Here is a 17,188-nt window from a genome sequence, read left to right on the forward strand (position 1 = left end):
ATTAGGTAGAATGTGCAGGTTCTCCGGTTCAGAAAAAGGACAAGAGAGCCTGCTTTTACTTTTAAGAAATCAACAAAGGTTTTTTAGTCGATCAATACCCCGGCGTTTGCGTGAGTTTGGGGTCGGAGTTCAGCATGGCCACCGAAACGGGCAGCAGCAATCGGTATGCCTGGGCAGAGGACAGGTACTGAGTCCTTACGTTTTTGAATACGTAAGCATTGCCCGCCCGGCGCATTGCCCACCAGCGTTTTCCTTCGCCGATGAATTCCCGCAGGTATTCTTCCAGAATGGCGTCGAGGTTGGCCTGCTGGTTTCCGGTTACGAACGGTTTGTACCCCGAACCGTAGGCGCGGGCCCGGATGGCGTTGATCTCCGCCGAAGGGTCACCGCCGAGCTTGGTGTTAGCTTCGGCCAGCAACAGCAACACATCCGCAAACCGGTATACCGGGAAGTCATTGTCGTACAACTGCAACCCGGCGTCCACCCGGCCGATAAATTTGGTCAGCAGCACGCCGGCCACCGGATTCCCCGCCGTCGTTCGGTACATGGTGCGGAACGTGGCCCGCATCCGGGCATCCGACGCATCCGCCAACCGACTCAGCATCTCCGGCGAAAATCCGACCCGACTGGCCCCCGCCACCAGCGGATACGCCACATTGACCGCGACACCCGGACCCGGCACGGCATCCAGCACCAGTGTTCCGGCCTGGGTCGTGTTCACCAGAAAGCTGGAATAGGCGCTCTGCACGGATTCGTTTTTCTCGAAACTCAGCGCAAAGATGATTTCGCGGTTATTGGCCTCTTTGGTTGGATCAAAAATATCGGCGTAGTTGGCCTGAAGACCCAGTGTCGGTAGCGCTTTGACTTCTTCCAGAGCGGTTTTGGCCGTGGTAAAATCCGCCGAGCCACCACCCAGGTGCGTTCCCGACCAGATAAATACATCGCCTTTGAGGGTGAGCGTGGCCGCCCGGTTCCAGTACACCCGCTTGGTAGTAAAGCCGTTGTTGCCCGCAAACAGGCTCAGTGATTGCTCCAGATCACTTTTAATGAGCGTCATAACGGCTTCGGGCGTGCTACGCTCGCGGTACAGATCGGTCAGGCTGCCCACGGCGGCTACGGGTTCGGTGGTGATGGGCACCCCGCCCCAGGTCCGCAGTAACGTGTAGTATACATAAGCACGTAAACCGTGCATTTCGGCCAGGGCCGCGTTGCGCTGGGCATCGCTCAGGGGCGCCTGCGGAAACAGTTTGATCACGGTATTGATCCGGTCGATGAGCGTATAAAAACCACCCCAGTTGTTCGCCGGCACGTTGGTGGCGTTGATGTTGTGCGACCAGTATTGTTTCAGTCCCGCATCTTCGGATTCGGTAAATAAACCGTCGGCCCAGAGGTCGGAACGCATTTCACCGAGACTGACCAGTGTACCGTGGTACGTCCGCAGTGAAGCGTATACGCCGGTGTACAGCGTCATGGCCGCGTTGGCGTCAGTCAGAGCGAGTTGCTGGTTGAGCGAAGTCTGCGGTGTCACTTCCTCAAGTTGCTGCTGGCAGGACGCCAGGACTGAACACAGACCCAGCGCCAGAATAAATTTGGTGGCTTTCATGAGACAAAAAGCGTTGAATTACAGATTGATCGTTGCGCCTAACGTGAGCACCCTTGGCAGCGGGAACCGGCCCACATCGTTACCGCCCACTTCCGGCAACGTGCCGTTGTACCGGGTGAAATACACCAGGTTCGAACCGGTCAGGAAAACCCGCAGGCCCCTGACGCGATTGCGGGCGATGCGCTCCATGAGGGGACCGGCAAGGTCGTAACTCAGCGTTAGCTCGCGCAGGGCCATGTAGTTACCTTTCTGCCAGAAGTTGGCGGGTGCGGTGGTGTTACCCCCGGCATCCGTGAAGTAATTGCGTCCGTAGTTGGCCCAGTAGTAGCGCGGCAGGGTTCCGGTCGGGTTCTCCGGCGACCAGGTGTTCGTTACATCCACCGGCCCGTTCTGCGAGCCCTGTACCTGCGACATACCCCGCAGGTACATCTGGTTGGCAATCACAAACCCGAGCGAGTAATCAAACTGCCCGAACAGCGTGAAACCTTTCCACTGGAGCGTCGACGAAAAACCGCCCTGTACCGTGGGCGTGGTGCGGCCTACAAACACAAAGTCGCGGTAATCGAGTGTGTCGTTCTGATCGAGATCGCGCCAGCGGGCGTCGCCCAGGAGTTTGATGCGTTTGTCGGTGTAGGGCAGGTAGGTATTTACCAGGTTGGCGCGCGCGTCGATGTCGGCCTGCGAAGTGTAAATACCGTCGTAAACCGGGGCCCAGATTTCGTCCAGCCCAATGCGCTTTCCTTCCTGCAACCCGCCAACCCAGACCACCCGGCCCTGCGCCGGATCGTAGACCTGCATGGCGCTTTGCCGGTTGCGGTCCAGGCCGTTATCGGGTAATTTTTTGGCGTAATTTTTAACGTGAAACAGATTGGCTCCCACGCTCCACGACAAACCACCCGCTGCGCTCGGTTTCAGGATCGTGGCCTTGATATCCAGTTCAAGACCCCGGTTTTGCAACTGCCCCAGGTTGGTGGTGTAGGTGCTGTAACCCGTCCAGGCCGGAATGGTCAGCGAACTGATTTTGTCGTAGACATTGCGAATAAAGTAGTCGGCCAGCACAGTCACCCGGTTGTTGAACAGACCCAGATCCAGTCCGAAATTGAGCGTACTGGCTCGTTCCCAGCGCAGATTGGTATTGGTCAGGCCCGTTGCGGCAAAACCAGGGGCACCGTTGTAGATGCTGGCGTTCGTATTGTTGACGGTGACGGCTCCGTACTGCGGAATCGTGGCGTAATCGCTCAAGGGCGTGATGCTGCCGTTTTCGCCCCAGCTAATCCGGGGTTTTAGGGTAGAGACAGTGCGGTTCAGGCCCAGATTGGCGAAGAAATCCTCGAAGTGCAGGTTCCAGCCGAGCGACAAACCGGGGAAAAAACCGTAGCGGTTGGTCGTCAGCCGCGAGGTGCCGTCGTAGCGGGCGTTGACCGTGACCAGATAGCGGTTGTCGTAATTGTAATTCACGCGCCCAATGCCCGACGCCAGCCGTTGCCAGCTCGAAAAGGCGGAGGTTGGCACGCCCACGGCCGCCGTCGAAGCCGAGAGCCAGGGAATAAAGTCTGTGGCCGCCAGGTTGGCCGATGCACCGTAGTCATACTGACGGAACTCGAAAAACTCCCCGCCCCCCAGGGCCGAGATCGTGTGTTTGCCGACGGTTTTGTCCCATTGCAAAAAACCGTTGTACTGGTACTGCCCCACGCGTTGGTTGGTGTACGAGGCATTGCGGGTGTTGACCTGCGCCCCGCCCGTGCCGTTGATGTAGGCTTTTGTGAAACTGTCGTTGGTGGTATAGCGATAAAAGCCTGAGCCCGATGCCAGCAATTTCAAACCGGGCACAATACGGTATTCGAGGTTCAGTCCTCCGCTATAACGCTGCTCAATGGTCTGGTTGAAAAACTTGTCGCGGAAATACGCCGGATTGCCCAGCGTGCTGGCATCTACGCCCGGCAGTTCGGCACCGGTCACATCGTGGGTCAGGCGAACCGTTGGCGCGATGCCCGTAAACCGCTGGAGAACACCACCGCCAACTCCACCACCGCCATCGGCAGTTAGGTAGGAGGGGGTGGTTTTGGCGCTATAACCCGCCACGTTGAGCGAAACCGTCAGGTTTTTGCCCACATTCAAGCCACCGTTAAAGTTCAGGTTGTAGCGTTGCAGCGACGAACCAATCAGCGTACCCACATCCTTGATGCCACCCAGGCCGAGCGCAAAATTTCCCTGGTCGTTGCCGCCCGAAAAATTCAGATAATGTTCAGTCAGGTTGCTTTGCTGAAGAATCAGGCTTTCGAGGTCGCGCTGCGAAATCGACCGGTATAGCAGGCTGTCCAACTGGTTCGGATTGAACGGGTTTTTATCGACCAGCAGGCTGTATTGCGGATCATTGAGCAACCGGCGGTTGGCATTGGTCACCAATTGAGTGGAATACTTACCGTCGGGGGCCGTCCAGCCCGAGTTGACACCCCAGCCCCAGGCTCCGGCCAGTTGGTTGCGGGCGTTATTCATTTCCGCCGTGTTGTTGTCGGCCTGCGCGGCTTCGTAGCGGGCGGCCAAGCCCCGGCGGTTCCAGGTAATGTAGTCGGCGGCATTCATATAATCCAGCGGGTTACGCCGAACGTAATTGGCTGCTCGTTTGATGCTGTAGGTGACCTGTGTGCGCCCTTTCTTGCCTTTCTTGGTTGTAACCAGAATAACCCCGTTTGAGGCCCGTGCGCCGTAAATGGCTGTCGAGGCTGCATCCTTCAGCAAATCCATGGTCTCCACATCTTCCATATTGATCCCGAATAGGGACGGCACAATCACGCCATCAACAATGATCAAGGGCGTTCCCGAACCGCTAAAATCCGTGCCACCCCGGAAAGAGATGTTGGGCGTAGCGCCGGGCTGGCCGGTGGTTTGCTGAATCCGCAGGCCGGGAATGGTGCCTTGAAGGGCCGTTGCTGCGTTGGTCCGGGGAACGGATTTAAAAACCAGTGGATCGACGGAGGCCACCGAACCCGTCAGCGTCCGACGGCTCTGTTGCCCATAACCCACCACAACCACCTCATCCAGGCTTTTGGCTCCTTCCGCCAGCAGCACATCCAGTGTGGTTTGGTTGCCAATGGTAATCTCCTGCGTAGTCATACCGATCAGCGAAAAAACCAGGATTTCATCGGTAGCCACGTTCAGGGAGAACTTCCCTTCGGCATTGGTTACCGTACCCCGAGCAGTATTCTTGACGGTTACGTTAACGCCGGGCAGAGCTTCGGAGCTGCGGGCATCCCGGACGACTCCTTCTAATAGTCGACTTTGTGCCATGCTCGTAAAAGCCAGCAGAAAGCCGACAATAAGTATGACATAACGGGGGTTTAGAAATGAATTAGTAGCAATTAGTCGCATATTCATTGCATCGTTTTCATTATGTATGATTTGACAAAACTATTATGTATAACTTAATTTTCAAAACTTGAGTTAAATTTTTGATTTTTACCTTAAAAATTTGTCGTTAACAACTGGTTCTCTATTTTTGCGTCGTATTAAATAATACATAATATGGATTTGGTAGACAAAGCCGATGAGTTGCGGCTTCAGGAGCAGCTCTCGCTGGTAGATAAAGTAGAAGCCGATTTGCTGGATTTCTTTCAGGAGCGGCAGTACAAAACCGGGGATGTAATTCCAAAGGAGGTGGAGCTGGCAGTACAGCTGGGCGTCAGCCGGACGGTGGTACGCGAGGCCATGCAACGGCTTCGGATGCGGGGGATGGTTGATACCAAAAAGAAGCGCGGCACGGTCATTACCAACCCCGATTTGCTGTCACTGCTCGAAAAAACGCTGCATCCGGGCATTCTCGACGAGGAAACGCTGCGCGACATTTTCGAACTCCGGATGGTGCTCGAAATTGGCATGGGCGACCTGCTGTTTGAGCGCATCACCCAACGCGATATTGACGAGCTCTACGCCATTGTGGCCGACGAGCCAGCCAATACCGAAGACATGATTTTTGATGCAGATATGGAGATTCGGTTTCACGGCAAACTTTACGAAATCACGGGAAACCGTACGCTCAAACGGTTTCAGCGCATGTTACTGCCTGCGTTTGATTACGTGCACAACAGTGGGATTCTGAAAAAAAATGTGCAGCACAAAAAGTTTGTTTCGCACCGGGGCCTGGTGGATGTGCTCCAACACGGCACACCCGAAACGTTCCGGAACGCCATGCGCAATCATTTTGAAAACCATTTTCAACGCTTATTTTGATGATGTTTCTGTCTTTTCTATCGGTTTTGGGACTGTTGGCAGGACAGCCTGCTGACTTCTCTGCTGCGACTCCGCCGAGCGAAGTGACCGTATTTCGCAACGGGGAAAATGGGTACCAGTGTTACCGGATTCCGGCCATCGTGAAGGCGCCAGATGGCAGCCTGCTGGCGTTTGCCGAGGGTCGCCGAACCAACTGCGGTGATTTTGGGGATGTGGATATTGTGCTGCGAAAAAGCCAGGACGGTGGCAAAACCTGGGGTGCGCAAACGCAGGTCGTCGATTTTGGCACCAATCAGGCGGGCAACCCCGCCCCGGTTTTTGACCTGACCGACAGCCGCTACCCGAAGGGACGCCTATTTCTGATTTACAACACCGGCACGGCTTCCGAAAGCGAGGTGCGCAACGGCAAAGCGATCCGGGAAGTGTGGTACAAAACCAGCACCGATGGTGGCCAAACCTGGTCCGCAGCCGTGAACATTACCACACAGACCAACCGCCCCAACAAACCTGACGCCAATCCGGCGTACCGGTTTTCGGACGACTGGCGCTCGTACGCCAATACGCCCGGTCACGCCCTGCAACTGGGGCAGGGGAAATACCGGGGTCGGATTTTTGTGGCCGCCAACCACTCTGCCGGACCGCCTAAGCCGCAGTTTCGGGATTACCAGGCCCACGGTTTTTACTCCGATGACCACGGAAAAACCTGGAAGTTGAGCCCTACCATCGATTACCCCGGCGGCAACGAAAGCACGGCGGCCGAAACGGGCGACGGCGGGGTGCTGATGAACATCCGAAATCAATCGGGCGATGTCAAAAACCGGCTGCTGGCCCACTCGCCGAATGCGGGTGAAAGCTGGAAACCAACGGTGGTGGCTACCGATTTACCCGATCCGGTGTGCCAGGGTTCCATGATTAATTACCGGACGCCAGCGGGAAAACCGGTATTGTTGTTTGCCAACCTAAACAGCCAGAAAAAACGTGAGAAGCTGACCGTGCGCGTCAGTTCCGACGAGGGCAAGACCTGGTCGGCGGGGCGGGAAGTCTGTAGCGGCTCGTCGGCGTATTCCGATCTGGTGATTTTGCAGGATCAAACGATTGGCCTGCTGTATGAACGGGACGAGTACACTCAGATCGCTTTTGCCGCTTTTTCTTACGACTGGCTAAATCCCTAAAACCGTATTTCTTTCATGATTTCTGCCGACGCATACGCTGTGCAGTACCGGGATGCGCTGTTGAACGACGTGATTCCGTTCTGGCAAAACCATTCGCTCGATCGGGATAACGGTGGTTTTTTTACCTGCCTCGACCGCAGCGGTCAGGTTTACGATACCGATAAATTTACCTGGTTGCAGGCCCGTCAGGTCTGGACGTTTGCCATGCTCCATAACCGCGTTGAGCAGCGGGCCGACTGGCTGGCGGTGGCTCAGCACGGGGCGGACTTTCTGCAACGGTTTGGCCGCTCCGACGATGGCAGCTGGTATTTCTCACTGACCCGCGACGGAAAACCGCTGGTACAGCCGTACAATATTTTTTCCGATTGTTTTGCCACGATGGCCTTCGGGCAACTTTCGCTGGCCACGGGGAATGAGGAACAGGCGCACATTGCCGAATCGACGTTCCGGCAGATTCTGACCCGGCGCGACACCCCGAAAGGCCGCTGGAGCAAAGCCGTGGCCGGTACGCGCCCGCTGAAGAATTTCGCGCTGCCGATGATCCTCTGCAACCTGGCGCTGGAAATTGAGCATTTGCTCGACAAATCGCTGGTGGAAAAAACCGTCGACGAATGCATTTACGAAGTGATGGAGGTGTTTTACGACAAGAATCTCGGGCTAATTCGGGAAAATGTCACCCCCAACGGCCAGGTGTCGGATTCGTTTGAAGGACGGCTTCTGAATCCCGGCCACGCCATTGAAGCCATGTGGTTCATCATGGATCTGGCAGTTCGGCGCAACGACCGGGCATTGCTCGACCGCGCGGTACAAATCACGCTTCAGACGCTGGAATACGCCTGGGATTCGGATCACGGCGGTATTCTGTACTTCCTGGATGCCAACGGTTTTCCCCCGCAACAGCTGGAGTGGGATCAAAAACTCTGGTGGGTGCACATCGAAACGTTGATCAGCCTCGCCAAAGGGTTTCAGCTTACCCAACATCCGGCCTGCTGGGATTGGTTCGTGAAGGTACACGACTACACCTGGGCGCATTTCCCAGACCCGGCACAGGGCGAGTGGTACGGGTATCTAAACCGGCAGGGGCAGGTGTTGCTGCCGTTGAAAGGGGGGAAATGGAAGGGGTGTTACCATGTTCCGCGCGGCTTGTACCAGTGCTGGCAGGCGTTGCGATCAGCTTAAAATCTTTCAGACCTGGCGGGCTTCCAAGACCTGTCAGGTCTAAGTGAAGGCCTATTAACCAGCTTGTGTTGAAGTTCGAATAACCAGCCGGGTCGGAATCTTCACCGATTCGGGTAATTCCGTTTTTTTCTTTCCTTCAATTAAATCAATCAGACGACCGGCGGCAACCTGACCAATTTCCAGCGACGGTTGTTCAACCGTGCTCATTGGCGGATCGAATAAATCGGCCACCATGATGTTGGTAAAACCGATGAACGACAGTTGATCCGGAATCCGGATGTTTCGCTTTTTCAGGGCGCTCAGGCAGTCAACCGCTAACCGATCGCTGGCGGCCAGCCACGCATCGGGTTTCTGCTCCAATAACGCATTGACCATCGGCATTACATCGCTGGTTTCGAAGCCGACGTGGCGGATCAATTGCTCATCATAAGTCAGACCGTATTTTTCCAGGGCCGCCCGGTAGCCCGCCAGCCGCTCCTGGGCAATCGAGATAGACGCCGGAATGGTGACATGGGCGATACGCCGTCGGCCCGTCCGGATCAGGTGTTCTGTTGCTTCAAAAGCGCCCCTGACGTTGTCGGAAGCCACCGAAGGCAGGTTCAGGTGTTCGGAAACGCGATCAAAAAAAACAATGGGCAGTTTTTTCTCCTGAAGCGCCCGCAGGTGGCTTACATCGCCCGTACTGTTCGACATCGATATCAGCAATCCATCCGCTTTTCGGGCCACAAGTTGCTGAACTGTTGCCAGCTCCCGCTCGTACGATTCGTGGCTCTGAAAAATATTGACATGATACCCCCGATTGTAGGCTACGGCTTCGATGCCGTTGATAATCTGGGAAAAAAAATGGTTGGCAATCTGCGGCACAATTACTCCAATCATGCGGCTGCGGTTTTCTTTCAGACTCAGGGCAATTGGATTGGGGCGGTACTGATGGCGTTCGGCGTAGTCGAGGACCAGCCGCTTGGTCTCGGGATTGATTTCGTAGCTGTCACGCAGCGCCCGCGAAACGGTCGAGGTGGATAGGTTCAGGGCGCGGGCGATATCCTTAATGGTTATGGTCTCCAAGGTTGTATTGGTAAAGTTCAAAAAAAGATTTGGGTCGGAATGTTGGAGAAAACCGCCGTCCGGGAACGTTCCCGGTAACGATTGCGTGAATAAATATCTGATAAAGTTTTATATTTTAAAACCACCTGCCTAACATTATTGTATTATTCTGGTACCAAGTCTACATTGTGTTGCTGTGAGTTTTCTGAGAAAAAGATAATTTTTGTTTCCTCTTTGCACCAGCCCGATTTATTAAACGGTTTTTCGTTCTCCGGAGGATTTTCGCGCGAATACCGTAAAACGCCGATTTATTCAACCATTTTACTTTCTTTTCTATGGACGTTCAGCAAATGGAAATCACGGCTTCGCATCCGTTGGCGCTACCAGTTGGGGTGACGCTCGACCGCTACATCATGCACCGGCAAACGGCTTTTCCGTACGCAACAGGTGAACTCTCACAATTACTGCGTGATATTGCGCTGGCGGGCAAAATTATTCACCGGGAAGTGAATCGGGCGGGGCTGATCGACCTGACAGGCGGCATGGGCGTTCGGAATGTGCAGGGAGAAAGTCAGCAGAAACTCGATATGATTGCCAACATCCGGTTCAGTCGGGCGCTGAAAAATGGGGGAGAGGCCTGCGCCATCATTTCGGAGGAAGAAGAGGACATTATTTATACGGGAAACAACCATGCCAAATACGTAGTGGCTATGGACCCGCTCGATGGTTCGTCCAACATCGACGTGAATGTATCGATTGGGACTATTTTTTCCATTTACCGCCGGATCACGCCCATCGGCACGCAGCCAACGCTCGACGATTTTTTGCAGGGAGGGCGTCGGCAGGTGGCCGCTGGTTACATTCTGTACGGTTCGTCGACCATTCTGGTGTACACGACCGGCCACAATGCCAACGGTTTTACGTACGATGCGTCGCTGGGCGAATTCATTCTGTCGCATCCGGATATTCAGAGCCCGGCCGACGGGCAGATTTATTCCTGCAACGAAGGGAACCTGAATGATTATGAACCCGCCGTGCAGGAATACCTCGCGAGTTGCCGCCAGGAACGGTATACGGCCCGCTACATTGGCTCGCTGGTGGGCGATTTTCACCGGAATTTGCTCAAAGGGGGAGTTTATCTGTACCCGCCGACGAAGAAAAATCCCGATGGCAAACTTCGGTTGCTGTACGAAGCCTTTCCGCTGGCATTGCTGGCCGAAATGACTGGTTGCATCGCGTCCTCGGGGTATCAGGATGTTCTGGATATCAAACCCACGGCTTTGCACCAGCGCACTCCACTCTACATCGGGTCGCCCCGGATGGTTGAAAAGCTAACGGGCCTGTTAACATAGAGACCCCGTAAAAACCGTTGGAACCGTACGACGTGCGGCAGATGCTGTCTGTATTTACTTTGTTTCCAAGACCTTGCCCTGGTCGATGAGCTCTCGGTACGAAAAATCTTCATTCGGGATAGCACGCAAATCGTTGGAAACCGTGGCCCGGATGAGGGCCGAGCGGTTTTCCAGATCGGTATGCTCGGCCAGGATCGTAGCCGCTTTTTTTGGGTCGTATTTCTGGTCCAGCGGGTCACAACTCAGCAGGGCGAACGACAGCGAAGTCAGGAAGAGAAGGGTGTAACGGTTTTTCATGCTTGGAACTGCAACCCGGCTGCGCAGTGGGTTGCAGTTCGGTTTCTTCAAAACCAGTGCCAGATCGTCCTACCGACGGAAAATCACCCAAACAAGCTGGCGTGCTTTTGAAGAATGGCTTCGTACCGGCGGGCTGCGGCTGGTTGTCCGGCCTGCTGACAAGCTTCCATTAACACTTGCAGGATGTACCGATCCGCCTGTGGATTCCCAAAGCGTTCCCGGGTTGTGCGGGCGTAGTGCAGGTTCTGATCCGCCCGAACGGCCATGGTGTTGGCTATTTTGAGGGCTTTTTGCGGAGCGCCGACATTAAAATACAACCGCACGTAGTTTGAACACACCGCGTCGTACGGAATGACCTTATCCGGGATGGCTTTCAGCGAATCGTCCAGCACTTCGCGGGCTTTCAACGGGTTTTGTTCCTGAATGAACTGGTCGGCCAGCCGCAGGAAGGCCAGCCGTGCCGTAACGATTGGGGACGATCGGTAGGTTTCATCGTAGTAAACGTCCGGATTATCCAGTTGCCGCCAGGTGGATTTGCGCAGCATGTTGTCGTACATGCGTTCCGAATTGACGTACCCATCTTCTGCCCCCGGTATAGCTACGGGCATGAGCCGATACACCATGCCTTCGACCTGCATGTGGGTCTTCAAATTCAGGTAGCTTTCGGTGCCCATCGTGCTGGAGAAGTAGATGGGCCGCTGCCAGTTGTTGGTAGCAATAATGTCCAGCATGATCAGGTCACTTTTGGACAAATCCCGCGAACCGATGTTCCACTGCAACGTATCTTTCAACAGCGGTTTGAGGGGTTTGGGCACGAAATCGGCACGTTCGACGGCCGCCCGGTCGACGGGCAGAAATACGGTGGAAGATGGTAAAATGTTGGTTTTGTCACCGTTCGTAAGTGGAAGTTGAATGGCTGGGTTACTGGTTTTGACCAGGTGGATATACTGCTTCAGGTCAATGCCGTTCTTAACCGCCGGAACTTCGTAGAAAGGAATGAATTCATTCTTCCCCTTATCGAACTGATCGAATTCCAGGGAGATGGGCAGGGCGTCGGACTCATACGTTTTGCGTTTCATCTGCTGAATGTACCACTCGGCATTGAGCAGGCTCAGGTTGCAAACCCGCACATCGCGCCGGAACCCTTCCACTTCCTGAACGTACCAGAGCGGATACGTGTCAATGTCGGCACCTGTAAAGAGTATGGCATCCTGAGCGCAGGAATTGAGCAGGTTTTTGGCAAAATCGACCGAATAATACCGGTTATTCCGGTTGTGATTATCCCAGCTTTTCAGGCCCATCATGCCCGGAATCAGCAAACACAGCCCAACCGCCAGACCGTTGCGTACCGGCGCAGCTTTCAGGACAGTACGGACTCCTTCGGCCAGCGCCATTGCGCCCAAACCCACCCAAATTGCAAAGAAATAAAACGACCCTACGTAAATGTAATCCCGTTCGCGCGGTTCGGACGGGGGCGAATTCAGGTACACTTGCAGCAAAATTCCCGTAAACAGAAACAGCATCCCCATCACCAGCCAGTCCCTTCGGCGACGGTAATACTGAAAAACGATTCCGAACAATCCGAGTACAAAAGGCAACAAATAGAAATTGTCGCGGGCCTTGTTGGTTGTCAATAATTCCGGCAGGTGCTGATTGGATGACCAGGGTAGCAGGTAGCCCGCACCTTCTTCGTCGCTCTGCCGACCCGCGAAATTCCACATCAGATACCGCCACCACATGTGTCCGAGCTGGTGTTGGAACAAAAAGCGCAGGTTGTCGATCTGTGTTGGTTTCTGTCCTTCGGAAAGGCCCAGCATCTGGCGGTAAAGCTGAGGATGGTTCAGGTCGCTGCTGTAAACGCGGGGAAAGAAGATTTCATCGCCGGGCGCGTAGACGTACTCGGGCCGGTAATCCGAAATGACGTAGTGGTCCTTATTTTTTTTCCAGATCGGCGCACCCCGCTTCTGGTCGATGGGCCGGGCCGTAAAAACCGGTCCGTGCAGCAGCGACCGACTGGCGTATTGTTCCCGGCGCAGGTAGGAAAGGATGTTCAGCGCGTCGTCCGGGTTGTTGACGTTGACGGGCGGATTAAAATTAGCCCGGATCAGCACCTGCGTATACGACGCATAGCCGATGAGCAGAAAAGTCAAGGCGAGTAAAGCCGTATTAAGGGCGGGGCGCTGCTGGCGGGCCGACCAGAAAATACCGTACGCAACGCAACCGATGAGCAGCACGAAAAAGAAGATCATGCCCGAATTAAAAGGAAGTCCCAGCGTATTTACAAAAAACCGTTCGACGACAAAAGCCATTCCGGGCAACCCCTGAATCAAGCCGACATTGATCACGCCCAGTATGCCCACTCCGGCTATCAGCGCCACAAGGCCGCCGAGCAAAGTAGGCGTTGGAAATTTTTTAAAATAGTAGACCAGCGCCAGTGCCGGCAGAACGACCATGCTCAGCAGGTGAACGCCGATGGATAACCCGACCAGGTAGGCCATCAGCAGCAGCCAGCGATTGGCTGTGGCTTCGTCATCCATCCGTTCCCAGCGGAAAGCCGCCCAGACGACGATGGCCGTAAAGAATGACGATAAACCGTACACTTCGGCTTCCACAGCCGAAAACCAGAACGTATCCGAAAAAGTGTAGACCAGCGCGCCCACGGCACCGGTTCCCAGAATGAGAACGGTATCGGCAAGACGGTGCCGGTTTTCGGCGGGTTTGCCTACGAGTTTCTGGGCGAGCATCGTGATGGTCCAGAACAGGAACAGGATGGTAAAGGCACTGGCCAGCACGGAGATCATGTTGATCCAGTACGCGACCTGCGTCAGGTTGTCCAGCGCCAGCAGGGAGAAAAGCCGTCCCAGCAGCAAAAAAAAAGGTGCGCCCGGCGCGTGCGGAACCTGTAATTTGAACGCACAGGCAATGAATTCGCTACAATCCCAGAAACTGGCGGTGCGTTCGACCGTCAGGGTGTAGGTGATCAGGGCTGCGAGAAAGACCAGCCAGCCGGTCAGGGTGTTTAGGCGTTTGAACGATTGCATAACGTATCGAATTGATTCATCCGGTGTCAGGAAGTGGATGACCAAAACTAGGCAACCGGTGCGCTGTTGCGGTCTGGTGTACTTGTTAAAGTATGTTAACCGGCCAAACCGCAGGGGTTCAAGCTGATCGTAAAGAGGTTACCCGTGTGGTTCGTAATGATCTGAATGATAGAGTGTTGTGTTGAAGGGGTTCTGGGCTGGTTCGACCGTCCCAGGCGGGTGTCGTCGTGGTTGTTCACCGGCGATCTTAAGGTTTTTTAACAGCCGCCGGGTAACCCTTCAACCGGAATTTCGGGGCAGTAACGTGACCGTTTTCAGTTTTTTTGATTTTAATAGTTTATTTTTTTTGAAAAAGAGTGACTTCCTGCGATGGCCACCGTCTTATGTTGTGCTGGGCTATTATGGACCAGCTTATACACGTTTCCGCATTACAGCCCCGGCAATTTTTGCTGGGGCTTGTTTGTTGGTGCCGAATGACAGCGATTGAGCAGGAGTTGGGACGTAGAGCCGCATAAGAGACCCGGGTGGAACGGCGTCAAAGGAGCGGGTAGACGGTTGTTACCGTTAGGCAGAATACGTGGATAAGCAAAGTTCCCGGACGAACTGGCGCCATTCCTTGAAATCGAACGGTTTGGAAGCAACCTGATAAATGCCCATCTTTTCGGCTTTACCCAGGATATCGGTGCTCATGCGCTGGCTGTATAAAACCGTTTTGAGAGACCGGGTCGCGGGGGCACGACGAAGTTGCTCAATCAGGGTCAGTCCCGTTGTCCCCAATAAATAATAATCGACTAAAAGCAGGGCGGGGGGGAGCGGGGCCTGCTGAAGGGATGACATAAACTCCGTGGCGTCTGTGAAGGTCGTAATCTGACAACCGAGCTGTTCTTTTGCAAAAGCCCGCTCGAAGATTTCTATAACCGTCTGATCATCATCGATCAGCCAGATGGAGGGCTTTTGTTTCATCACCGTAGTCGAAAAATGGAAGCGTAAAAGTAGTGAATTAACGGGAAACGGCCTCGTAAACAGTTGTTAATTGCGGCCCCAGGGTTCCAAAATGGACAAAGACCGGATTATCTAATGAGTTCTTAATGAGAAGTTTTACGTCTTTTCCTATCTTTAGGCCAGCGGTCAGCGAATCCTGCCTGCTCCTTCAACGTGAATAAAAAGAGGATTGCCCTGATTGATGACGAGCCCAGCTTTGCTGAAATGTTTCATCGGGCCACCCGCGCGGAGTGCCCGGATGTGGTGGTGACGACTTATTCAACAGGGACTGACTTTCTGGAAAATCTACGCTCGCTGATGGATTTTGAGCACCCTGATTTAATTCTACTGGATTTGAGTATGCCCTTGCTGAACGGTTTTGCCGTGGCTGAGTCGGTGCGCTCAAATGGCCAGTCCCGGGCTACTCCTATTATTCTGCTGACGGCCCTCGAACAATCCGAAATTGTGAATGAAACCTACCGGCAGGGAATTAATGCCTTTGTAGCCAAGCCCTTTTCGTACCAGGAAATGAAACAACTGGCGAAGGACTTGTGTGAATACTGGCTCAATTTAGGGCAACTGCCGCAGCGGATGTAAGTAGTTCGGATGAAGCAGCCGGGCGTTTTTGCCTTTATTTTCTCCCCTACGCAGCCTGTTTACCCACTTGCTTGTTTGACCGAAGTCCATTTAAAAGCAATGACCCCGCTGCCCGAAGCAACGAGGTCATTAAACCGGATTGGCACCCGCCATGTTAATACCCCGGATTCTGGGTCAACTGGCTGTTGATCTGCATTTCCCGGAACGGTATTGCGTAAATCAGGCGGTTTTCGGTGACGTTAAACGACGCGGGCAGCAGAAACCCGTACAAACTCTTCATTTGCTGGCCGTGTTTGGTCATCACTTCAATGACTTTTCCGGTTCGGATCAGGTCGGTCCAGCGACGGTTTTCGAAGGCCAGCTCGTGCCGCATTTCATTCGCCACATTGTCTTTCGTAGCCTGCGTCAACGCCGGTAAGCCTGCCCGCTTTCTGACGTCGTTCAGGTAGGGGAGTGCCTGACCCGCTTTCCCCTGCTCCACCAGGCATTCGGCCAGCAGCAGCAGTGCGCCCGAATAGCGGAATACCGGCCAGTTGTTGCCCGTATTGAATTCGCGGTTGTATGGCGGATGGAAGTATTTGCGCACGAAGTAATAGAACGTTTTGCCCGGAGTTGGGGTGTAACCCACCACATTCTTTACGCCTTCGGCGGTAAACAAATCACCGGCACTCAGTTCACCGTCGATCACGCCGATGGACGCATTCAGGCGCAAATCGCCGGTTTCGTACGAATCCACCAGTTCCTGCGTTGGTACGTTCCAGCCACCGCTGTTGTCGCCGGCGTAGTTGTTGGCCTGAATGCCCAGAATGACGTCAGAGTTGGACATTTTCGGAATAAACCGCCAGATAAAGTTGCCCTGCTGCCCCACATCGCCCTCCAGATACTGAATATCAAAGATGGATTCTTTGTGGTTTTTATTCGACGGATCAAAATTAGCCGCGTAGTCGGCCAGCAACCCGTAGTTCATCTTGGTGATGTCCATCAATTCGGTTTCGGCCAGGGGATACTCGCGGGTTGGTTTGGACATGTAACTGTAAGCCAGCAACATCTTGGCGGCCCCCTTGGTGGCCCGTCCGCTCTGCGGGAAAGTCGAAGCCACCGGCAGCAGCGGAATGGCCAGCTTCAGGTCTTCAATCACCTGGGCGTACACTTCATTGACCGACGAACGGGGCAGAAACGCACCATTCTCCGACGTCACCTCTTCCAGTTGCAGCGGAACCCCGCCAAAATGTTGAACCAGGTCGTAATAATAAAACGCCCGCAGGAAGTGCGCTTCGCCCAGAATCCGGTTTCGGGCCGCTTCGGATAGCGTAACGCCGTCGATGCGCGACAGAATGGTGTTGATTCGCGAAATGCCGGAATAGGCGGCATTGTACCGGCTGCTAATGAAGCTGTTGGTGTTCTGATCATCCAGAAACTGCGCGATCACCTCCGTACTCAGGTAGGGGCCACGGTCGCCCGGGTAGTAGGTGAAAAACGTGTTGTCAGACCGCATTTCATCCATAAAGATACCGCTGGTCGCAATCTGGCGCAGGGGTTCGTACGAAGAGTTGAGGGCCTGGTTGAAATGTTCTTCGGTTTTGAAAAAGGTGGCTGAGCTCAGCGCCGTAGGCGGAGCCAGGTTCAGAAAATCGTCGCTGCACGAACTCAGTCCGAGGGTCGCCGTCAGCAGGTATATAAGTCGCTTTTTCATCG

12 protein-coding genes are annotated in these 17,188 nt (G+C 54.3%); 5 read left to right on the forward strand and 7 right to left on the reverse strand.

The annotated features are described in order from the left end of the window. Window positions 1-91: 91 nt before the first annotated feature. Together ACYVH9_RS05770 and ACYVH9_RS05775 are read right to left on the reverse strand one after the other, a co-directional pair. Window positions 92-1,603: a RagB/SusD family nutrient uptake outer membrane protein gene (locus ACYVH9_RS05770; RefSeq protein ID WP_460635345.1), complete on the reverse strand. Its 1,512-nt coding sequence runs from the start codon at window positions 1,601-1,603 to the stop codon at window positions 92-94. 18 nt (window positions 1,604-1,621) lie between these two features. Beyond that, the gene (locus ACYVH9_RS05775) at window positions 1,622-4,891 is read right to left on the reverse strand and encodes a SusC/RagA family TonB-linked outer membrane protein (RefSeq protein ID WP_460635346.1); all 3,270 of its coding nucleotides are present in this window, start codon (window positions 4,889-4,891) and stop codon (window positions 1,622-1,624) included. A 234-nt stretch (window positions 4,892-5,125) separates the two neighbouring features. On the opposite strand from ACYVH9_RS05775, the gene ACYVH9_RS05780 reads away from it, so the two are divergent. The 3 genes from ACYVH9_RS05780 to ACYVH9_RS05790 are packed head-to-tail and all read left to right on the forward strand — an operon-like array spanning window position 5,126 to window position 8,181. Beyond that, entirely contained in the window at window positions 5,126-5,830 is a 705-nt protein-coding gene (locus tag ACYVH9_RS05780) for a FadR/GntR family transcriptional regulator (protein WP_460635347.1), read from the forward strand. Window positions 5,831-5,832: 2 nt separating this feature from the next. Continuing rightward, on the forward strand, window positions 5,833-7,002 hold the full coding sequence (locus ACYVH9_RS05785) for a sialidase family protein (RefSeq protein ID WP_460635348.1): 1,170 nt from the start codon (window positions 5,833-5,835) through the stop codon (window positions 7,000-7,002). A gap of 15 nt (window positions 7,003-7,017) precedes the next feature. Further along, a complete protein-coding gene (locus ACYVH9_RS05790; protein ID WP_460635349.1) occupies window positions 7,018-8,181 on the forward strand; it encodes a n-acyl-d-glucosamine 2-epimerase in 1,164 nt (387 codons plus the stop codon). 54 nt (window positions 8,182-8,235) lie between these two features. On the opposite strand, the gene ACYVH9_RS05795 is transcribed toward ACYVH9_RS05790, so the two are convergent. Beyond that, window positions 8,236-9,246 (reverse strand): LacI family DNA-binding transcriptional regulator, encoded by a 1,011-nt coding sequence (locus ACYVH9_RS05795; RefSeq protein ID WP_460635350.1) that lies wholly within the window; start codon window positions 9,244-9,246, stop codon window positions 8,236-8,238. 329 nt (window positions 9,247-9,575) lie between these two features. Here ACYVH9_RS05795 and fbp point away from each other — a divergent pair, with 329 nt between their 5' ends. Further along, entirely contained in the window at window positions 9,576-10,577 is a 1,002-nt protein-coding gene (gene fbp / locus ACYVH9_RS05800) for a class 1 fructose-bisphosphatase (protein WP_460636449.1), read from the forward strand. Window positions 10,578-10,631: 54 nt separating this feature from the next. Here fbp and ACYVH9_RS05805 read toward each other — a convergent pair whose 3' ends face one another. The 3 genes from ACYVH9_RS05805 to ACYVH9_RS05815 all read right to left on the reverse strand — a co-directional run bounded on the left by ACYVH9_RS05805 (window position 10,632) and on the right by ACYVH9_RS05815 (window position 14,878). Next, the gene (locus tag ACYVH9_RS05805; RefSeq protein ID WP_460635351.1) at window positions 10,632-10,874 is read right to left on the reverse strand and encodes a hypothetical protein; all 243 of its coding nucleotides are present in this window, start codon (window positions 10,872-10,874) and stop codon (window positions 10,632-10,634) included. An 83-nt stretch (window positions 10,875-10,957) separates the two neighbouring features. Continuing rightward, window positions 10,958-13,915, reverse strand: coding sequence for a glycosyltransferase family 117 protein (locus ACYVH9_RS05810; protein ID WP_460635352.1), 2,958 nt, complete (start codon window positions 13,913-13,915; stop codon window positions 10,958-10,960). A gap of 564 nt (window positions 13,916-14,479) precedes the next feature. Beyond that, on the reverse strand, window positions 14,480-14,878 hold the full coding sequence (locus ACYVH9_RS05815) for a response regulator (protein WP_460635353.1): 399 nt from the start codon (window positions 14,876-14,878) through the stop codon (window positions 14,480-14,482). A 192-nt stretch (window positions 14,879-15,070) separates the two neighbouring features. On the opposite strand from ACYVH9_RS05815, the gene ACYVH9_RS05820 reads away from it, so the two are divergent. Then, window positions 15,071-15,493 (forward strand): response regulator, encoded by a 423-nt coding sequence (locus ACYVH9_RS05820; RefSeq protein ID WP_460635354.1) that lies wholly within the window; start codon window positions 15,071-15,073, stop codon window positions 15,491-15,493. Window positions 15,494-15,647: 154 nt separating this feature from the next. Here the strand turns inward: ACYVH9_RS05820 and ACYVH9_RS05825 are convergent, their stop codons facing one another. Beyond that, entirely contained in the window at window positions 15,648-17,186 is a 1,539-nt protein-coding gene (locus tag ACYVH9_RS05825; protein ID WP_460635355.1) for a RagB/SusD family nutrient uptake outer membrane protein, read from the reverse strand. Window positions 17,187-17,188 lie beyond the last annotated feature (2 nt).

The organism is Larkinella harenae (assembly GCF_054780515.1).